Genomic DNA, 19201 nt, shown 5'->3' on the forward strand with positions numbered 1-19201 from the left:
GCGGCTGCGATGTCGCCAATGCCACGCGGTCGCCCGCGCCCTGTTATTCCTCGATGACGTCCAGAACGCCCGGAACGGCACGCAGCGCCTGCCGCGCCGGGGTGGTCAGAGGGGCATCGTTCGCGACTTCGATCTCGATCAGTTCGTCACCTTCGCGCAGTCGCAGCAATACGGGGCCGCGGCTGCGCGCGGAAACGCTGAACTCGGCCTGAATCCGGCCCAGCACTTCGGCCAGGCGCGGGATCGTATCAGCCCCCTGCATCTCGACCGCAAGCGAGCCTGCCCCGGCATCGGCCACCGCATCTTCAAGCCGTGCAACCGAATTCGCCAGCATCTTGACCTGGTCGCCCGAGGGCTCGACCTTGACCTGCAGCACGACGTTTTCGCCCGGTTCCAGCCGGTCGCGGGATGCGGTCAAAAGGTCCGAGAAGACGGTGACTTCATACAACCCGGTCGGATCGGACAGGCTGACAAAGGCGTATTGCGTGCCCTTGGCGGATTTGCGTTCCATCCGCGCGGCGACGGTTCCAGCGATCGAGGTAACCAACGGCCCGCCGGCGGCCTCGGCGCTGATCTCGGCCAGCGTCTGGACCTTCTTGCGCTTCAGCGCCGGCAGGTAGTCGTCCAGCGGATGCCCGGACAGGTAGAAGCCGACAGCCCGGTGTTCCTCGCCCAGCTTCTCGGCAGGCAACCAGACCTGCGCAAGGGCCGCGCGCGGCGGCGGCAGATCCTCTCCACCGCCGAACAGCGACGACTGGCTGGATGCCGCCTGTTCCTGAACCGCCGCCGACCACGCCACCAGCGCATCAAGCGACTTCAGCACCCGTGCCCGATTGTCGTCCAGCGCGTCGAAGGCCCCTGCCCGCGCAAGCATTTCCAAGGGCCGTTTGCCCACGCGCTTCATGTCCACGCGCCGTGCGAAATCGTGGATATCGCGGAACACCGTCTCGCCCCGCGCTTCTTCGATCAGCCGCATCGCGTCGATTCCGACACCCTTCAAGGCACCCAGCGCATAGTGAATTCGCCCGTCCCTGACGGTGAATTTCGGGGCGGACCGGTTCACGCAAGGCGGGACGATCTCGATGCCCATCCGGTCGCATTCGCGTTTGTAGATCGCCAGCTTGTCGGTCAGGTGAATATCGCAGTTCATCACCGCGGCCATGAATTCGACTGGGTGGTTCGCCTTGAGCCACGCGGTCTGATAGCTGACCACCGCATAGGCCGCCGCGTGCGATTTGTTGAAGCCGTAATTGGCGAACTTCTCCAGCAGGTCGAAAACCTCGCCCGCCTTCTTTTCCGACACGCCGTTCTCGACGCTGCCTTTGATGAATTTCGGGCGCTCCTTCGCCATTTCGGCGGCGATCTTCTTGCCCATCGCGCGGCGCAGAAGGTCGGCGCCGCCAAGGCTGTAGCCAGCCATGACCTGCGCGATCTGCATCACCTGTTCCTGATAGACGATGATGCCCTGCGTCTCGGCCAGAATATGATCGATGCTGGGATGGATCGATTCCAGATCGCGAACGCCGTTCTTGACCTCGCAATAGGTCGGGATGTTCTCCATCGGGCCGGGACGATACAGCGCCACAAGCGCCACGATGTCCTCGATGCAGGTGGGACGCATCCGCCGCAGCGCGTCCATCATGCCAGAACTTTCGACCTGGAACACCGCGACGGTCCGGGCGCTGGCGAACAGATCGTAGCTGGCCTTGTCCTCCAAAGGGATCGCGTTAATCTGGTTCTCGGCGCCCTCGGGCGGATCGTACAGCCTGCGTCCGTCGGCCGCGACATGCAAAGGCCGCCCGCCCCCATTGATCAGATCGACGGCGTTCTGGATGACGGTCAGCGTCTTCAGGCCCAGAAAGTCGAATTTTACCAACCCAGCCTGTTCAACCCATTTCATGTTGAACTGGGTGGCCGGCATATCCGAACCCGGATCGCGATACAGCGGCACCAGTTGATCCAGCGGCCGGTCGCCGATCACCACCCCCGCTGCATGGGTCGATGCGTTGCGATACAGCCCCTCGATCTTTTCGGCGTAATCCAGCAGGCGGGCCACCACCTCTTCCTTCGCGGCCTCGCGCAGGCGGGGTTCTTCGGCACGGGCCTTGGTGACGCTGACCGGCTTCACGCCCTCGACCGGGATCATCTTGGACAGACGGTCCACCTGCCCGAAGGGCAGCTGCAACACGCGGCCCACGTCGCGCACGGCGGCCTTGGACAGCAGCGCACCGAATGTGATGATCTGGCCGACCTTTTCCTTGCCGTACTTGTCCTGAACATAGCGGATCACCTCTTCGCGGCGGTCCATGCAGAAATCGATGTCGAAATCCGGCATCGACACCCGTTCCGGGTTCAGGAAGCGTTCGAACAGCAGGCTGTAGCGCAGCGGATCAAGGTCGGTAATGGTCAGCGCATAGGCGACCAGCGACCCCGCCCCCGAACCGCGCCCCGGGCCGACCGGTATCTTGTGATCCTTGGCCCATTGGATGAAGTCCGCGACGATCAGGAAATAGCCGGGAAACCCCATCTGTTCGATGATGCCCAGTTCGAATTCCAGCCGCTTCTGATATTCCTCGACCGGTACTGCATGCGGGATCACCTTGAGCCGCGCGGCAAGCCCCTCTTTCGCTTGACGGCGCAGTTCCGTGACTTCGTCATCGGCGAATCTGGGCAGGATCGGCTTGTGCTTGCTGACGGCAAAGGCACAGCGCCGCGCGATCTCGACGGTGTTTTCCAGCGCCTCGGGCAGATCGGCGAACAGCACCGCCATTTCCTCGGGCGACTTGAAATAATGCTGCGGGGTCAGGCGGCGGCGGGGTTGTGCCTGATCCACATAGGCCTTTTCCGCAATGCAGATCAGTGCGTCATGCGCCTCGTAAAGGTCGGGTTTGGGGAAATACACGTCATTGGTGGCGACCAGCGGCAACTCGCGCCGATAGGCCAGATCGATCAGCCCGGATTCCGACGCGGCTTCCGCCGCCATCAATTGCCCGTTCTCGCCCGGATGACGCTGCAATTCGACATATAACCGGCTCGGAAACGCTGCGGCCAGCCGGTCGGCAAGCGCCGCCGCCTTTTCGGTCTGCCCCTGCACGATCAACAGTCCCAGCGGGCCGGTCGCGCCGCCTGTCAGACAGATCAGCCCCTCGGAATGCGCACATAATTCGTCCAGCGTGACATGCGGCAAGCTGCCGTCCGTTCGCAGATAGAGGCACGAGGACAACGCCATCAGGTTCAGCCAGCCCGTCTGGCTCTGCGCCAGCAGCACCACCGGGCCGGTTGCCTCGGCGGCCAGTGTCATCTGGCAGCCGATGATCGGCTGGACGCCCTTGTCCATTGCCTTCACGCTGAATTCCAGCGCCGCGAACATCGCATTGGTGTCGGTCAGCGCGACCGCGGGCATTCCCGCATCGGCGGCAAGCGAGGGCAGCTTGCCGACAGGAATCGCACCCTCCAGCAGAGAATGCTCGGAATGGGTGCGCAGGTGAATGAATCGGGGGGATGCCGTCGCCATGGCGCGACGTTATCGCAGCCTGAGGAACCTGCGCAATCGTTCAAAGCCCCTTGTCGGCACTTGCGCGCGGCGTGCAGTCCATCAGCCCATCCGTTCAGATACATAGCTGCCGGGCGAGGCCGGGAAAACCACGGTTTTCGGGCCGTTCAGGAACACCCGGCCATGAATATGGGCGTGGATCGCACGCGACAGGACCTGGCTTTCGACGTCGCGACCAAGGCTGACATAATCGCCGGGCGACTGCGCATGGGTGACGCGCACCGTGTCCTGTTCGATGATCGGCCCTTCGTCCAGATCGGCGGTGACATAATGGCTGGTCGCCCCGATCAGCTTGACGCCCTTTTCATAGGCCTGCTTGTAGGGGTTCGCGCCCTTGAATGACGGCAGGAAGGAATGGTGGATATTGATGATCCGGCCCGACATCTTCTTGCACATCTGGTCCGACAGAACCTGCATATAGCGCGCCAGCACGATCAGTTCAGCCCCGGTTTCCTCGATGATCTCCATCTGCCGCGCCTCGGCCTCGGGCTTGTTCGCGGGGGTGACGCGGATCATGTGGAAGGGAATGTCGTGATTGACGACGACTTTCTGATATTCGTGGTGGTTCGAGATGACGCCGACGATGTCGATGGGCAGCGCGCCGATCTGCCAGCGATACAGCAGGTCGTTCAGACAGTGACCGAAGCGGCTGACCATGATCAGCACCTTCTTCTTCACCGAATCGTCGCCGATCTCGACCTGCATGCCGAACTTCTCGGCGATGGGCGCGAAATCGGTTCGCAACTGCTGCAGGCTCACCCCCCCCTCGGACCGGAAGCTCATGCGCATGAAGAAGCGGCCGGTTTCGATGTCATCAAACTGTGCGCTGTCGGTGATGTTGCAGTCCTTGGCGGCAAGAAAGCCCGAAATCGCCGCGACGATGCCACGGGTCGAGGCGCAGGTAACGCGCAGGGTATAGCTGTTCATGGTCGGGCTCCGTTGCATATTCAGGGCCGCCCGTGATGGACGGCCCGGTCTGGTTCGCATTTCGGACGAATGGCGCGGAACCTCCATCGCGATTCCGACACAGCCGGGCGTTCATGCGACATTGCGCGATCGCCCGACCGAACGATCAGGCGGCCGGAAGGCGGCTTTCGATCATGCCGGCATACCAGCTTGAACCGGCCGGGATCGCGTCGTCGTTGAAATTATAGGCGGGGTGATGAACCATCGCCGTGTCGCCGTTGCCGACAAAGATGTAGGCGCCCTGACGTTCGTTCAGCATATAGCTGAAATCCTCGCCGCCCATCATCGGCTGCATGTCCATGTTCACGTCGCCGGCGATCTGGCGTGCGACCTCGGCCGCCCATTCGGTCGCCTGATCGTCGTTCATCGTCACTGGGTAGCCGCGATCATACTGCACCTCGGCGGTCGCGCCCATCGCGGCAGCGATATTCGTCGCGACGCGGATGATGCCTTCCTCCAACTGATCGCGGACACCGGGATCAAGGCTGCGGGCGGTGCCCTTCAGTTTGACGACATGCGGGATCACATTATGCGCCGTGGAATCGGTCGAGACGACGCAGACCGAGATGACCGCGTTCTGCAGCGGATCGATATTGCGCGACACGATGGATTGCAGCGCCACGATGATCTGCGCGGCGGTCAATGTGGTATCGATGCAGTCGTGCGGCTTGGCGGCGTGACCGCCCTTGCCGGTCACGGTGATGTCGAACTGGTCCGCCGCCGCCATCATCGCGCCGGGCTTGATCGCAAATGTGCCCGTCGGCACGCCGGGCATGTTGTGCATCCCGTAGACCTCGTCGATTTTCCAACGTTCGATCAGGCCATCCTTGACCATTGCATCGCCGCCGCCGCCGCCTTCTTCGGCGGGCTGGAAGATCACGACGGCGGTGCCGTCGAAATTGCGCGTCTCGGCCAGGTATTTCGCGGCCCCCAGCAGCATCGCGGTATGGCCGTCATGACCGCAGGCATGCATCTTGCCCGGCGTCTTCGAGGCGTATTCGACGCCGGTCTGTTCGTTGATTGGCAGCGCATCCATATCGGCGCGCAGGCCGATCACCCGGCCCTTGCTGTCGGTCTTGCCGCGGATGACGCCGACGACGCCGGTGCGGCCGACGCCCTCGGTCACCTCGTCGCAGCCGAATTCGCGCAGCAGATCGGCGACCTTGCCGGCGGTTCGATGGACGTCATACAGAAGTTCGGGATGTTCGTGGAAATCGCGCCGCCAGGCGGTGATTTCGGGCAGCAGTTCGGCAAAGCGGTTCTTGACGGGCATGATCGGTCTCCTTCATCCGACAGGATGAGGGCTTCGTGCAGAGTGTGCAAGTGGGCCGATGCGTTCTGCCCGGCAGCTCACCTGAACCAGGCGGCGGGGCAGACAGATTTGCCTACCCCGCGGGCCACCGCCGGTCGGTTCGATCAGATGTCGAAATTGCTGGGCAGCACGATCATGTCGCGGATGGTGACGTTGCGCGGGCGGGTCAGCATGAACATCAGGGCGTCCGATACTTCTTGCGGTTCGATCAGCGCCCCGGCGTCCTTCATGCGCTGCAACCGCTCGGGCTCCCAATCGGACAGCAGGGCCGAGATCACCGGGCCGGGCGAGACCTGACCGACGCGAATCCCGTGCCCCATCAACTGCCGGCGCATGGTCTGGACAAAGCAGGTCACCGCCCATTTCGACGCGGAATAGACCGGTTCGACATGGATCGGGGCGTGTCCGGCAATCGAGCACGTCACCAGAATATCGCCGGTGCCGCGTTCGATCATGTGGGGCGCCACGGCGTGCACGTTCTTCATCACCGCGTTGACGTTCAGGTTCAGCATTCGGTCGATGGCGGCCGGGTTCGTCTCGACCAGATCGCCGCCGACATAGCTGCCGGCATTGCACACGATGATGTCGATCTGTCCGGTCTTCTCAAGGATCTCGGGGACCATCGCGTTGCAACTGTCGGCATCCAGCAGATCCGTAACCTGCGAAACGGTGTCGCCGCCCAGGCTGGCGGTCAGTTCGGCCAGCGCATCGCTGTTGCGATCGACCATGACAACGCGCGCGCCGGCGCCAAGCAGCGCCTTGGTGGTGGACAGTCCTATGCCCGACGCGGCGCCGGTAACGACGGCTGTCCTGCCGGTGAGATCCTTGGTCATGCGATGTCTCCTTCGTTCGGCGGGCATGTCCCGCACATCCTGTGGTTGTTTTGCGGGCGGCTCAGGGATCAGACGGCCAGAAAGCCGCCGTCCAGCGGAAGCACGGCGCCGGTGATCATCGCGGCGTCGGGTGACAGCAGCAGGGCGATGCTTTTCGCGACATCCTCGGCCTCGGCAAAGCGGCCCAAAGGGTGGCGCGCCATCATCGGATCGCGCTTTCCCGGATCGCTCCATGCTTCGGCGGCAAGTTCGGTCATTGTCACGGTCGGCGCCAGGGCTGTGACCCGGATACCATGCGGGCCCAGCTCCCTGGCCATCACACGGGTCGCGCCCTCCAACCCTGCCTTCGAGGCGGCATAGCAGACGTGATCGGCAAAGCCGCGATGACCTGCGATGCTGGTGACGTTGACGATTGCGCCGCCGCCCCCCGCCGCCACGCGGGCGCGGGCAAATTCCTGCGCGCAGATCAAGGCCGTCCGCAGATTGATCCCCATGACCGTCTCATAGCCCGCATCGGTCATTTCCAGCAGGCTTTCCAGCACGTTCGTGCCGGCGCAGTTAACCAGGAAATCGCAGGTTCCGGCGTCGGCCATCGCCCGGCGCGCGGCGGCGGGGTCGGCCAGATCCGCAACGACGCTGCGGGATCCCGTTTCGGCGGCCAGGCTGTCCAGATCGGCGCCGGTGCGGCTGATCGCCACGACCTGCGCGCCACGTTCGGCCAGCAAGCGTGCGGTGGCCCGCCCGATCCCCTTGCCGGCTCCGGTGATGATGACGGATTTTCCAGTGAATTCCATTGCAAGCCTCACAAGATGGTTCGGTTGGACGCGGCCCGATTTTCGGTGGGACGCCCGGATGTCATGTCAATATGGCCTCGGCGGTTTTCTGGCGGATTTCACGCGCCGTGCGCTGCAGCGTCAGGAACGCCTCAAACCGCGCATCCTGAAGCCGCCTGACCCGTCCCTGGACGGGGACATAGCGATCCTGCACACGCGTCATGACCGGCATCGCGCTGTGAATATCGTCGAAGCTTCCCGCCGCGACCGCGCCCAGGATGGCCGATCCCAGAAGGACAGGTTCCGCGCATTCCGTCGCCTCGACGGGCAGGCCGGTGGCGTCCGCAAGGATCTGGCGGATCAGCGGGTGCTGTCCCGCGCCGCCGCTGATCGCGATGCTGTCCACCGGCGCACCGTTCATGGCCTGTGTCTCGATGATCTGGCGAAGGCCGTAACCAAGGCCGCAGATCCCCGCGACATACAGCGCGATCAGCCCGTCCAAGCCGGTTTCGACATCCTGTCCGGCAATCACCGCCCGCGCCTGCGGATCGGCGAAGGGCGCACGGTTTCCAAGGAATTCCGGGACCACATGAACCTGCCCGGCCAGCATCACCGCGTCCGAGGCGGCCCCTGCCCGGTCAAGCGCGGTGTCGGCCAGCCATGCCGGCAGCGACATAGCCGCAGCCTCGGCGCGGGCCTTCGCCTCGGCATGGGCTGGATGCAAAGTCACAAGATGATCGATGGCAGCGCCGGCGACCGACTGGCCGCCTTCGTTCAGCCATGCGCCGGGCACCATGGCCGAGAAATAGGGCCCCCAGACGCCCGGCACGAAGGCAGGCTTGGTCGTGGTCGTCATGGTGCAGGACGAGGTGCCGAAGACATATCCCAGACAGCGTGTCGGATCGCCGCCGCCGCCCTGCGCGCCGACCGTTCCGATCCCGCCCGCATGCGCGTCGATCAGGCCCGCACCGACCGCGATGCCGGGGTCAAGCGCCATCTGCCGCGCCGCCTCCGGGGTCAGCCCCTTCCCCAGCGCGGTGCCGGGTTCGACGACCTCGGTGCCGATCCGGGCAAAACCGTCCAGTGCAAGATCGCCCAGCCCAATACCGTGGAAATATTCAGGGTCCCAGCGCCCTTCATGCGCCAGATAGGTCCATTTGCAGGTCACCGTGCAGGTCGAACGCGCAAGGCTGCCGGTCGCCTTCCATGTCAGGAAGTCGGTCAGGTCGAAGAAATGCCCCGCAGCATGATAGATGTCGGGCCGGTTTTCCTTCAGCCACAAGAGCTTGGGCGTCTCCATCTCGGGCGAGATGCGGCCGCCCACATACCGCAGCACGTCATGGCCCTGCGCGTTGATCCGTTCGGCCTGCTCGACAGCGCGGTGATCCATCCACACGATGATGTCGCGTTCGGGACGGTCCGGATCACCCACCGGCAGTGCCGTGCCATCGACGCCCCGCACGACCAGCGAACAGGTCGCGTCGAACCCGATGCCGCGCACGCTGTCCGGCCGGATGCCCGCCTGTGACACCGCCTGCCTGGTCGCGGCACAGACAGCGTCCCAAACCTGATCGCCGGATTGTTCTGCGATGACGCCCGCGCGGTGCATGTCGATGTCGCGCCTGGCGGTGGCAAGCAAATTGCCGGTCCGGTCGAAAACCCCGGCGCGGGCCGAGCCGGTGCCGACATCGATGCCAATGAAATGATCGCTCATCCGCTGAACTCCGGTTGCAAGAAATTCGGGGGCGGCAGGGAGGGGGCCGCCCCCACGGCGACTAGCGCCATTCGCGGCCGATATAGATGGCCAGAAGGATGATGAATCCCTTGATCACGTCCTGCAGATACGGGTTGATGCCCATCAGGTTCAGCCCGTTGTTGATGATCCCCAACAGCACCGCGCCGATCAGCGTGCCGATGATCAGGCCGCGTCCGCCCGAAATGGCGGCGCCGCCCAGAACCACCATCGCGATGGCATCCAGTTCGAACGCGACACCTGCACCGGGCTGGCCGCTCATCAGGCGGCCTGTCAGGACGATGGCCGCCATGGCCGAGGTGAAGCCCGAGATCATGAAGACATACAGCTTGACCCGCTTGGTGTTCACGCCCGACAGGTTCGCTGCCGTCTCGTTCCCGCCGATCGCATAGACGTGGCGCCCGAACGAGGTGCGCTGCAACAGCACCCAGGCCGCGGCGTAAAGCAACACCATGATGATGATCGGCACCGGCACCCCCGCGATGCGGCCAACGCCGAACCACGAGACCCATCCCGGCACCCCGCTGATCGGGTAACCGCCGGAATAGACAAGGCCGAATCCGCGCGCGATCAGCATGGTTGCCAGCGTCACGATGATCGCGGGCATCTGTCCCCACGCGACCAGCACGCCGTTGAAGACCCCGAACAGCACGCCGACCACGATCATGGCCAGCAACCCGGCAACGCCCGGCATGCCCATGTTCACCATGACCCCGGCCCCAAGCGTACCGCACAGCGCCATGACCGCGCCGACCGACAGGTCGATCCCGCCGGTCAGGATCACGAAGGTCATGCCGATCGCCAGGATGCCGATGATCGACTGCTGCCGCAGGACATTGACGATGTTGTCCACGCTGAAGAAATTGTCGCTGGCGAATGCCATGACGGTCGAGACGGCGATCAGGCCGACCAGCGGCAGGATCAGGGGCGAGTGCTTGAGCCCGCCAAGGATGGATTGCCACGCCGATGGCGGCGCTTCGGGTGAGGATTCATGCGACATATCTGACTTTCCCCGTGGTAGCGTGGGTCATGATTTCTTCGGAATTGATGGCATCGCCCTGGACGGTCGCGACGATCGCGCCGCTGCGGAACACGCAGACACGATCCGACATGCCGATCACCTCGGGCAGTTCGGACGAGATCATGATGATCGAGTATCCGTCCTCGGTCAGGTTGCGCATCAGCTGATAGATCTCTGCCTTGGCGCCGACGTCGATGCCGCGTGTCGGCTCGTCGAAAATCAGGATCGGCGTGTTGTGGTTCAGCCAACGGGCGATGACGACCTTCTGCTGGTTGCCGCCCGACAGCGTGTCCACGGCGACATTCGGACCCGGAGCCTTGACCTGCACGTCTTTCATCACGCTTCTGGTCGCTTCCAACTCTTTCTTCAGGTCGAGGAAGTACTTCATCGCCCGATACTTGCCGTAATTGTTCACCGACACGTTCTGCATGATCGAGAACGAGGTGATCAGCCCCTGATCCTTGCGGCTTTCGGGCAAAAGACCGATGCCGCGTTCCAGCGCCTCTTTCGGGTTGGCGGGGCGTTTCGGGTCGCCGTTGATCTCGACCTCGACTGCGGCGGCCGGATAGGCGCCCATGATCGACAGCGCGGTCTCGGTCCGTCCGGAACCGACCAGACCGGCGAATCCCAGAATTTCGCCCTGATGCAGTTGGAACGAACTGACGGGACCGTTCTTCCGCAGCTGGATATTTTTCGCGTCAATGACCACGCGCCGGTCGGGCAAAGCCGTGGGCTTGGGCGGGAAATTGTTCTCGATCCTGCGTCCGACCATCATTTCGACCAGCCGGTCGGTGTCGATCGCGCTGACCTCGCACGTGCCGACATATTCGCCATCGCGCAGCACCGTGATCCGGTCACAGATCTCGAAGATCTCGTCCAGATGGTGCGAAATAAACACCATCGCGACGCCCTGCTGCCGCAGATCGGCCATCACCTTGAACAGATGTTCGACCTCGCCGGGCGTCAGCGTCGCGGTCGGTTCATCCAGAACCAGAATGCGCGCATCCAGCGACAGAGCCTTGGCGATCTCGACGAATTGCTGTTCGGCCACGCTGAGATCGGCCACCGGCACGTCAAGCGGCACATCGACGCCCAGCTTGCCCAGAACTTCCCTTGCGCGGGTCCGCATGGCCCTGCGGTTCAGCAGGCCGAAGCTGGTGGTCTTCTCGCGTCCCAGGAAGATGTTCTCGACCGCGGTCAGATAGGGGATGAGGCTGAATTCCTGAAAGACGATCCCGACCCCCGCGGCGATGGCGTCATCGTAATGGGCGAAATCCTGTTCCCTGCCGTCGATGCGGATGGTGCCCTCATCGGCCTTCAGGATGCCGCACAGGATCTTCATCATCGTCGATTTTCCGGCACCGTTCTCGCCCAGAAGGGCGTGCACCTCTCCGGCGCGGACTTCCAGATCGACGCCGTGCAGCACCTTGACCGGCCCGAAGGCCTTTCTGATGCCCCTCATCTCTAGCATGTCACGTCCTCCCATTTCAGCCCGCGCCCGGAATGCCCGGGCGCGGTCGGTCGCAGATTACCAGGAGAAGCCTTCGGCGTTCTCGGCATCGACAACCTTCACGTCGATCGGCACCTCTGCCGGCACGACCTGGGCGCCCCAGTGCTTGGCCAGCGCCATGGCCAGACCGATGCGAACCTGATCGCGCGGGAACTGGGCAGTGGTCTCGATGAACGCCGTGCCCTTGGCGATCGCCTCGACCGCCTCGGGCGCACCATCGACCGAGGTCAGCTTGATGTCCTTGCCCGATCCCTGGATCGCGGCCAGCGCGCCCATCGCGCCGCCGTCATTGACCGAGAAGATGCCAGCAAGGTCCGGATGCGACTGGATCATGTTCTCGACCACGCCAAGCGCAACCGAACGGTCCTGACGGCCGTTCTGGGTATCGACCAGCGTGATGCCTTCGGCTTCTTCCAGCGCGGCCTTGCAGCCTTCGACACGTTCAAGGATCGGCACGACCGGGATGCCGTCGAGTATCGCGACTTCGCCTTCGCCCCCCAGCGCCTCGGCCAGATACTTGCAGGACTGGTACCCCGCGTCTCGGTTCTTGGAGCCCACGAAGCTGTCGACCGGACCGTTGGCGTTGGCGTCCACCGCAACGACGATCGCCCCCGCATCCTTGGCCATCCTGACGGCGGTTTCGATGCCCGCGCTGTCGGTCGGGTTGACCAGCAGGATGTCGATGCCCTGCTGCAGCATGTCCTCGACGTCGGAAATCTGCTTGGCGACGTCGTGCCCCGCATCGGTCACGACCACCTCGGCGCCCAGTTGGGCGGCGGCTTCGTTCAGCGCCTCTTGCATGCTGACGAAATAGGGGTTGTTCATTTCCTGGAACGTCATGCCGATTTTCAGCGGTCCGTCGTCCTGCGCGGCGGCCAATCCGGCCGACGTGGCAAGCGCGATGGTCGCGATGGATGCGGTTTTCAAGAATGTCTTCATGGGTTCCTCCCGTTGATGAAGATGGCACGTCTTTTCCGCACGCTGCCGACATGCTGCCTGCAACGATGGAAAACTGGGAAAGGGTGAATGGTCGTCCTAGCTGGCCATGCGCACCGTGTTGTTGGCCGCGAATGTTGCCCTGAATTCGGACGGCGACATGTTCTTCAGCTTCAGGAAATGCCGGTTGAAGTTCGACAGGTTCGAGAAGCCGACCTCGAAGCAGATGTCCGCCACCTTGGTGTCGGGGTCGGACAGCAGCATGTGACAGGCCAGATCGATCCGAAGCTGGTTGCGATAGCGGACCAGCGTCGTGCCGGTATGGCGCTTGAATGACCGCGAGAAGGCGCTTTGGCTCTGGCCGGTCAATTCGGCAAGCTCGGCCTCGCTCAGCGGTTCGTTCAGGTTATCGCGCAGATGGGCGATGGCGCGGTTCATGTCCGATTCCTCGGCCTTTTCCAGATCCAGGACGAAGCTGAGACTGGCCAGCGTCTGCGCCTGCGGTGCGTTCACCATCAGATCGAGGATCTCGAAGAAAAGCCCAAGGCGTCGCGTGCCGCGCGCGTCGATCAGGCGGCGGATCAGGGGACGTACCGCTTGCGCGGTATCGTCGCCGAAAAGGACCCCACGCCGGCTGCGGTCCAGCAGATGTCTCGCGGCGTCCAGCTCGGGAAAGGTCGCAAGCGCCCCATCGATGAAACTCTCGGGGAACTGGATGACCTGGGTGCGTTGTGGAACGATCTCGCCGGGGCGGATATCGCTGATCCAGTTCTGCGGCAGGTTCGGTCCCGTCATGATCAGTTGGCCGGGCGCGAATTCGCCGACATGGTCACCGATGTAGAACTTGCCCGACGTGGCGACGACCTGATGGATTTCGTATTCGGGATGATAGTGCCAGCGCACCGTCCGGAAGGGATAGCCATGCTTCCACGCGGCGAAGGATTCGCCTTTCCTGATGTGAACCAGCTCCAGATCGGGCTGCATGATCTCCTCCTTCCCGCGCCGGATCCTGTTCTTGTAAGAACGGTCCTCCTCGTGGCGCCGATTCCCGTTCTAGCACTTGCAACGGCTGTGCCTCCACGACACCAGCCGGAAATTTCTGATACTTTTTTGACACGAACCGCCTGTATTTCATCAACGCCCTTCAGCAATTTGCAGATCACGCACTTGCCGCAGCGCAGAATAAAGTTGCAAGGGCGGACCCGAATGGGCGCATTTCGGGCAGGATTTCGGAACTTAGCCGACGAAGAGGCGCGTAGATTGTCAGGATAAGCCGCATGTTCGCCTATACTTTTTCTTCATATCAAGTCACGACCGGATGGCAGCGCAAAACCAAGGGCCCCGGCGTCGGCACGCCGGGGCCAGTCACATAGTTCCATGATACGAGGGTTTGCGGCCTGTCAGGCCTCGGGCATTCTGATCTGGATCTTCACGTCCGTTTCGCGGGCCTCGACGGCCCTATCGAAAGCCGCGACGCTGTCCGAGAAAGGCAGCGTGGCCGATATCAGCGGCTTCAGATCGACCTTCCCAGCCCCGATCAGCGCGATGGCCCGATCATAGATATTGGCATAGCGGAACACAGTCTCGACCCGCAATTCCTTGGCCTGCAGGCCCACGATATCGACCGGGACCGGATCGACCGGCATGCCGACCAGCACGATTGCGCCACCGGGGCGCGCAAGTGCCGGCAGACCAAGGACCGCGGGGGCCGCGCCGGAACATTCGAACACCACATCGGCCCCCCAGCCGTCGGTGGCCTCGGCAATCGCCTCGGCAGCCGGCTGCTGACGAATATTGATGGTCTCGATGCCGTCATATGCTCCGATGATGTCCAGCTTGGGTTGTGCCAGATCGGCCACATAGACCTTGGCGCAGCCCCCCGCCAGCGCCGCCAGCGCCGTCATCATGCCGATCGGACCGGCACCTGTCACAAGCCCGACGTCACCCGGCTGGATGCGGGCCCGCAGCGCGCTTTGCATGCCGATGGCGAAGGGCTCGACCATCGCCCCTTCGGCGAAGGACATGGTGTCCGGCAGCTTGAAGGTGAAGGCCGCCGGATGGATCACATGCGGCGTCAGGCAGCCATGCACCGGCGGCGTCGCCCAGAAGGTCACCGCCGGGTCGACGTTGTAGATCCCGAGGCGCGAGGCCCGCGAGGTCGGATCAGGGATGCCTGGCTCCATGCAGACCCGGTCGCCCACCTTCAGATGCTGCACATCCGCCCCGGTCTGGACAACGGTGCCCGACGCCTCGTGACCCAGGATCATGGGTTCCTTCACGACGAAGGGGCCGATCTTGCCATGCGTGTAGAAATGCACGTCCGAGCCACAGACCCCGACGGTGTGCACGGCAATGCGCACGTCCTGCGGACCCAGTTGATCCGGCAAAGCGATGTCGCGCAGCGCCAACTCCCCCTTGCGTTCAAGAACAAGTGCCTCGGCCATTTCAGTTCCTCCCATTCGCGGCGCGTGGTCCGACGGGGTCGGGCCGCCAAAACTGCACGCAGCATCGTTGACGCCGGAAAGCCTGTCGCGTCGCGCACGAGCTGTAAATCCCCCTCACCCGCGTTCGAGGCGGAATTTCGCGGGAACGGAAAAAATCTATCAGCCCCGGCCACGATCCGCCTGTCGGTCTAGACCGAGAAGACCAACTGGCTTTCGAAGGATGCATCCTCGGCGCCGACACGCCAGTATTTCGGCGTCTGTTCGGGCGGCATGCGCGACGCGATCCGGTCCATAAGCGCCTTGTATCCATAGATCTGCGGCGAAGCCCCCAGGACCTCCAGCATGGTATCTGTAAAACGGCCGTGCCCGAGGCTTTCGGTCGCCAGTTGATTGGACTGGCAGGCAGAAAGCTGCACCACGCAAGCCGCCACCGGATAGTCCAGTTCGCGATTGACGATTGCCGGATCGGGTGCCGCGCCGACGCCCGGCAGACCGCGATAAAAGGCCTCGTTCTTACGAAAAACCCTTGATGCAGCCCCCAGCGTCATCCGCCGCGCGGTGACTGTCGGTCCTGCGTCCAGCGTCGCGGGCGCCCGGACGACGCTGCCCGAATGGCAGCTGTCGAAGACGGCCAGAACGCGCACGCCTTCGCGGAACTGCGACCACAGCGCGAACAACTCGTCATCGACGAACTGCCCGTCGAACAGGCACAGCGTCTCGTCCAGCCGGTCCATGTCTGGACCGCCCATTTCATCACCGTTGAAATCCGGCAGTTGCCCGCCGTGCCCCGCATAGGTGAACATGAAGGTCTCGCCGGGTTGCAGGTCCGTCGCGGCCTTGGCCATCGCCTCTTTCAGGGCATCCCGTGTCGCGGCCGCATCCGTCAGCAAGATCGGCGCAAAGCCCCGGCTTCCCGCCAGTTCGGCCATGGCTTCGGCGTCCGCGATGCAGAATTCCAGCGGCGAAAGCTCGGCCCCGTAATGCGCCGGATCGGCGTTGTTCAGCCCCAGATGCAACGACATCGCGCGCGGGCGATCGGACCGTGAAGCACCGCGGCTTCGTGGGCGCGACAACCTGTCGATCTGCGCCGCGAAGATATCGCCGACACGACGATAGCCGGCATTCTTCGGATGCAGTTCGTCGGACCAGCCCTGCCGTCCCACAACCCCACGCAGATCCAGAAAATGCACATGCGCATGGCTACGCGCCAATCGTGCAAGAGAGATGTTGAATCGATCCATCATTACCTTGGCGATGGACACCTGCAATTGCGGATCGACGATCCCGCGCGTGGCCATGGGCTGTCCCAGCCAGCGGCCCTTGTCGGGAATCGGATAGTCATAGCCGTGGCAGACCACCTGAACCTGCGGGAAACGCTGCGCGACATCGCGAAAGATCATGTCATAAAGCGCCATGGTCCTGCCGATCAACTGGTCGAAACTGCTCAGCAGATATTCGGCCGGTTGCAGCCCTGCATCGAAAGCCCGCAGATGCGTCGCCAGATTCCCGTTCGCAACCAGATCGTTGCCACCTGCGGACAGCAGCAGGATCGAGGCCTGAGAGGATTGCAGCGCCTTTCGATACTCGGCCCTGCGAACCATGTTCTCCAGCGTGTCCCCGCCCGCACTCAGCGACAGGACGGCATATTTCTCCATCAGCACGTCGATCACGTCCCACAGCTTGAAAGGATACTGGAACCAGCTGTCGCCCTCTTCGACGATTACCGGGCCTGTGTAGGTCCCCTTGGACAGAAGGCGATAGAACCGGCTTTGCCTGCCATTCCGTTCCAGCCAGTTCGCACCGTTCAGGATCAGCGCGCTGCGCGAACGGCCCTCGGCGGTGTCGGGGACATGGACCGTATCGGTATTGATCTCGACCACGGGATCGAAGGCCGCGCCCTGATCCTCGGCGACGCGGAAATAGGGTTCCAGATCGCCGGGCGCGGTGGCCGGATCGGCGACCATCTCGGCCAGTTGCTCCAGCGTCAGCCTGCCGTCCGGGCCGCCGGCAGCAGCCTCACGAGGCTTGTCGTTCGAGGGTTTCTTCGCGCGCGCCATGGCGTTGTCCTTTCACTGCTGCGCGCCGGCCTCACCGATCCTTGCAAGATGGCGCAGGATCATCGTGTGACAGGCAAGGTTGATACTGACTTCGTGATATTCATAGCGCCGCCGTCCGGGCACACGCGGGCGGATCGGCCCGATGCGCAATCCCTGCAGCGCGCCGCCGGGACCACATAACTGCGCAATGCCAGATCGCTGGCGCGACATGCCGACAAGCCGGGCATCGCGCGACCGCCCCTGAAAACTGTACAGGACAAGATCCAGCATCGAACCCGCATAGTGGTCTATGGACAGCCGTTCCTCGAAGGGCCGTGTTGGAACCCACAGCGTCGCGCGTCCCGGTTTGCGGACCGACAGCCCACGGATCAGAGGTCCGAACGCCGACTGGAAACGCGGGGCTTCCATCACGGGCGCAATCAAATCGATCGAGGCGACGGCTGCATGGAACCGTTCGGCCAGTTTCTTACGGCGGCGGTTTTCGGCGGCGTTGCCGGTGTCCGAATTCAACGACTCGAGATATTCTGCGATCAGCAGGGCGCCGGCACCTTCGATCACCAGATGCAGCGGCGTGCGGGCTGCGGCGAAACGGTCGAATATTTCGGCCGCCGCGCCATCTGTTCCCTTTGTGACATGGCGACCGGCGGTTCTTGCGGCACGCTCGATTTCGCGCCAGAACGCGCGGCCGATCCCGGCGGTGACCTTTTCGATCTCGGCGTTCAGGCGGTCGCTGTGCGGTCCGACCCGCTGCACCGCAGTCGAGAACAGATGGGTCAGCACCGGTGTCGCGCTTTCGATCAGATCGTTGCACCACAGGACGGCATAGGGATACATGCCGCAGATATCCTCGACGCATTGGCGCCGACGCGCCTCGAAGTCGAAAGCGTCCTTCATTCCCATCAGCGAGCCGCTGACCGACAGCAGCACCGGCTTGCGATCGCGTTTACTACGCTTGCGCAATCGGTCGGTCGTCTGGGCGACATAGTCGCGAGAGGTCGCGTAGCTGCCGCGTTCGACATGCACACCGTCGTCAAGATGGGCGAAATGGCCCAGCAACTGATGGCAGGCGGTGGACCCCGCGCGGATATCGGCGCCACCGAAACTGATGCCCTGGTCGCCCACGGAATACTGGAACGCCTCGGGCGCCGGGACGCCCAGTCGCAGCACCCAGGCATCCATCACGTTGCGCGCCCAGTCCTCGTATTTCCAAAGCGCGATCCCCGGGCGGTCGCGAAACCCGCCCCAATCGGCGCCCCATGAATTCAGCACCAGGAATCCCTCGGAGGTGTAACCGAGGATCACGAAGGCATGCGCGCCAAGGCCGCGGGATGACACCGGAATACGGCCGCGCCGGTCGGCGGATGCGGCGGCGAACCCAGACACTGCGCCGTCGCGCCAACCATCGTGGATCTCGGCCGAGACAAGAATGCCGTCCGCCTCGACGAGGGCGTTGTGATAATCGTTGAGGATCGGCCGAACGCGGTAATACGCCCCCAGTGTCACCCCCCGCGCGGCCTTGTACCTTTCGATTTCGGACGGCAGATCACCGGCGGCGGCCTGCGCGACCGGGTCCGGCCACATCCTGTCCGGGCAGCAGCCGAAATGATAGAATCCCTTGACCGCCGAACGCAGCGACTGAACGCCGGTGTCGGCGCTGGTCTCGCGCCCCTCGATCCGCCGCGCCATCAGATACAGCATCTGCGGCGATACCGGGTCCGCATTCGCAACATTTGCGCGTCGGCGGTGAATGTCGATCAGGTTGGCAAGGGCCTGCCCCACACAGGTGCCCGCATCGCCCTGATTGCGGATCGGATAGGATGGGCAACCGTCGGCGGGACACGCGGCGGCGGCGAACCCGCCCGGATCGGCCTCGGGCGACAGAAGACGCAGAGTCGGGGTATAGATCTGATCGCGCAAATCGGACGGATCGCGGGACAATCCGCTGTGCCAGCCAGCGGTGCGTCCGCCGGCCCCGTGACCGGCGGGCTGCCCTGTCGATCCGATCAGCGCCCCATCATTCATCTGCCCCCCCCCCTGCATCCG

At 63.6% G+C, this 19201-nt stretch carries 13 protein-coding genes; all 13 read right to left on the bottom strand.

Going from position 1 to position 19201, the window contains the following annotated elements; genetic code table 11:
* Positions 1–43: 43 nt before the first annotated feature.
* The 13 genes from dnaE to MU516_RS11450 all read right to left on the bottom strand — a co-directional run bounded on the left by dnaE (position 44) and on the right by MU516_RS11450 (position 19180).
* On the bottom strand, positions 44–3514 hold the full coding sequence (gene dnaE, locus MU516_RS11390; protein WP_260277332.1) for a DNA polymerase III subunit alpha: 3471 nt from the start codon (positions 3512–3514) through the stop codon (positions 44–46).
* Positions 3515–3595: 81 nt separating this feature from the next.
* Positions 3596–4480: a formyltetrahydrofolate deformylase gene (gene purU, locus MU516_RS11395; RefSeq protein WP_209055973.1), complete on the bottom strand. Its 885-nt coding sequence runs from the start codon at positions 4478–4480 to the stop codon at positions 3596–3598.
* Positions 4481–4625: 145 nt separating this feature from the next.
* Complete coding sequence (locus tag MU516_RS11400) at positions 4626–5792, bottom strand: M20 aminoacylase family protein (protein ID WP_260277333.1); 1167 nt, start codon at positions 5790–5792, stop codon at positions 4626–4628.
* 143 nt (positions 5793–5935) lie between these two features.
* Positions 5936–6664 carry an SDR family oxidoreductase gene (locus MU516_RS11405; protein ID WP_260277334.1) on the bottom strand — a complete coding sequence of 243 codons (729 nt, stop codon included), beginning with the start codon at positions 6662–6664 and terminating at the stop codon, positions 5936–5938.
* 68 nt (positions 6665–6732) lie between these two features.
* Complete coding sequence (locus tag MU516_RS11410) at positions 6733–7458, bottom strand: SDR family oxidoreductase (RefSeq protein ID WP_260277335.1); 726 nt, start codon at positions 7456–7458, stop codon at positions 6733–6735.
* Positions 7459–7519: 61 nt separating this feature from the next.
* A complete protein-coding gene (locus tag MU516_RS11415) occupies positions 7520–9151 on the bottom strand; it encodes an FGGY-family carbohydrate kinase (RefSeq protein ID WP_260277336.1) in 1632 nt (543 codons plus the stop codon).
* A 61-nt stretch (positions 9152–9212) separates the two neighbouring features.
* Positions 9213–10190, bottom strand: coding sequence for an ABC transporter permease (locus MU516_RS11420; RefSeq protein ID WP_260277337.1), 978 nt, complete (start codon positions 10188–10190; stop codon positions 9213–9215).
* Positions 10180–11682 (bottom strand): sugar ABC transporter ATP-binding protein, encoded by a 1503-nt coding sequence (locus MU516_RS11425; protein WP_260277338.1) that lies wholly within the window; start codon positions 11680–11682, stop codon positions 10180–10182. The genes MU516_RS11420 and MU516_RS11425 overlap by 11 nt, the downstream gene beginning before the upstream one ends.
* Positions 11683–11739: 57 nt before the next feature.
* Complete coding sequence (locus MU516_RS11430) at positions 11740–12660, bottom strand: ABC transporter substrate-binding protein (protein ID WP_260277339.1); 921 nt, start codon at positions 12658–12660, stop codon at positions 11740–11742.
* Between the two features lie 96 nt (positions 12661–12756).
* Complete coding sequence (locus tag MU516_RS11435) at positions 12757–13641, bottom strand: helix-turn-helix domain-containing protein (RefSeq protein ID WP_209055965.1); 885 nt, start codon at positions 13639–13641, stop codon at positions 12757–12759.
* Between the two features lie 416 nt (positions 13642–14057).
* Positions 14058–15101: an NAD(P)-dependent alcohol dehydrogenase gene (locus MU516_RS11440; protein WP_260277340.1), complete on the bottom strand. Its 1044-nt coding sequence runs from the start codon at positions 15099–15101 to the stop codon at positions 14058–14060.
* A 188-nt stretch (positions 15102–15289) separates the two neighbouring features.
* On the bottom strand, positions 15290–17158 hold the full coding sequence (locus tag MU516_RS11445; protein ID WP_260277341.1) for a caspase family protein: 1869 nt from the start codon (positions 17156–17158) through the stop codon (positions 15290–15292).
* Positions 17159–17170: 12 nt separating this feature from the next.
* Positions 17171–19180, bottom strand: coding sequence for a C1 family peptidase (locus MU516_RS11450; protein WP_260277342.1), 2010 nt, complete (start codon positions 19178–19180; stop codon positions 17171–17173).
* Between the last annotated feature and the right edge of the window lie 21 nt (positions 19181–19201).

The sequence above is a fragment of the Paracoccus maritimus genome, assembly GCF_025195095.1.
Lineage (GTDB): Bacteria > Pseudomonadota > Alphaproteobacteria > Rhodobacterales > Rhodobacteraceae > Paracoccus > Paracoccus maritimus.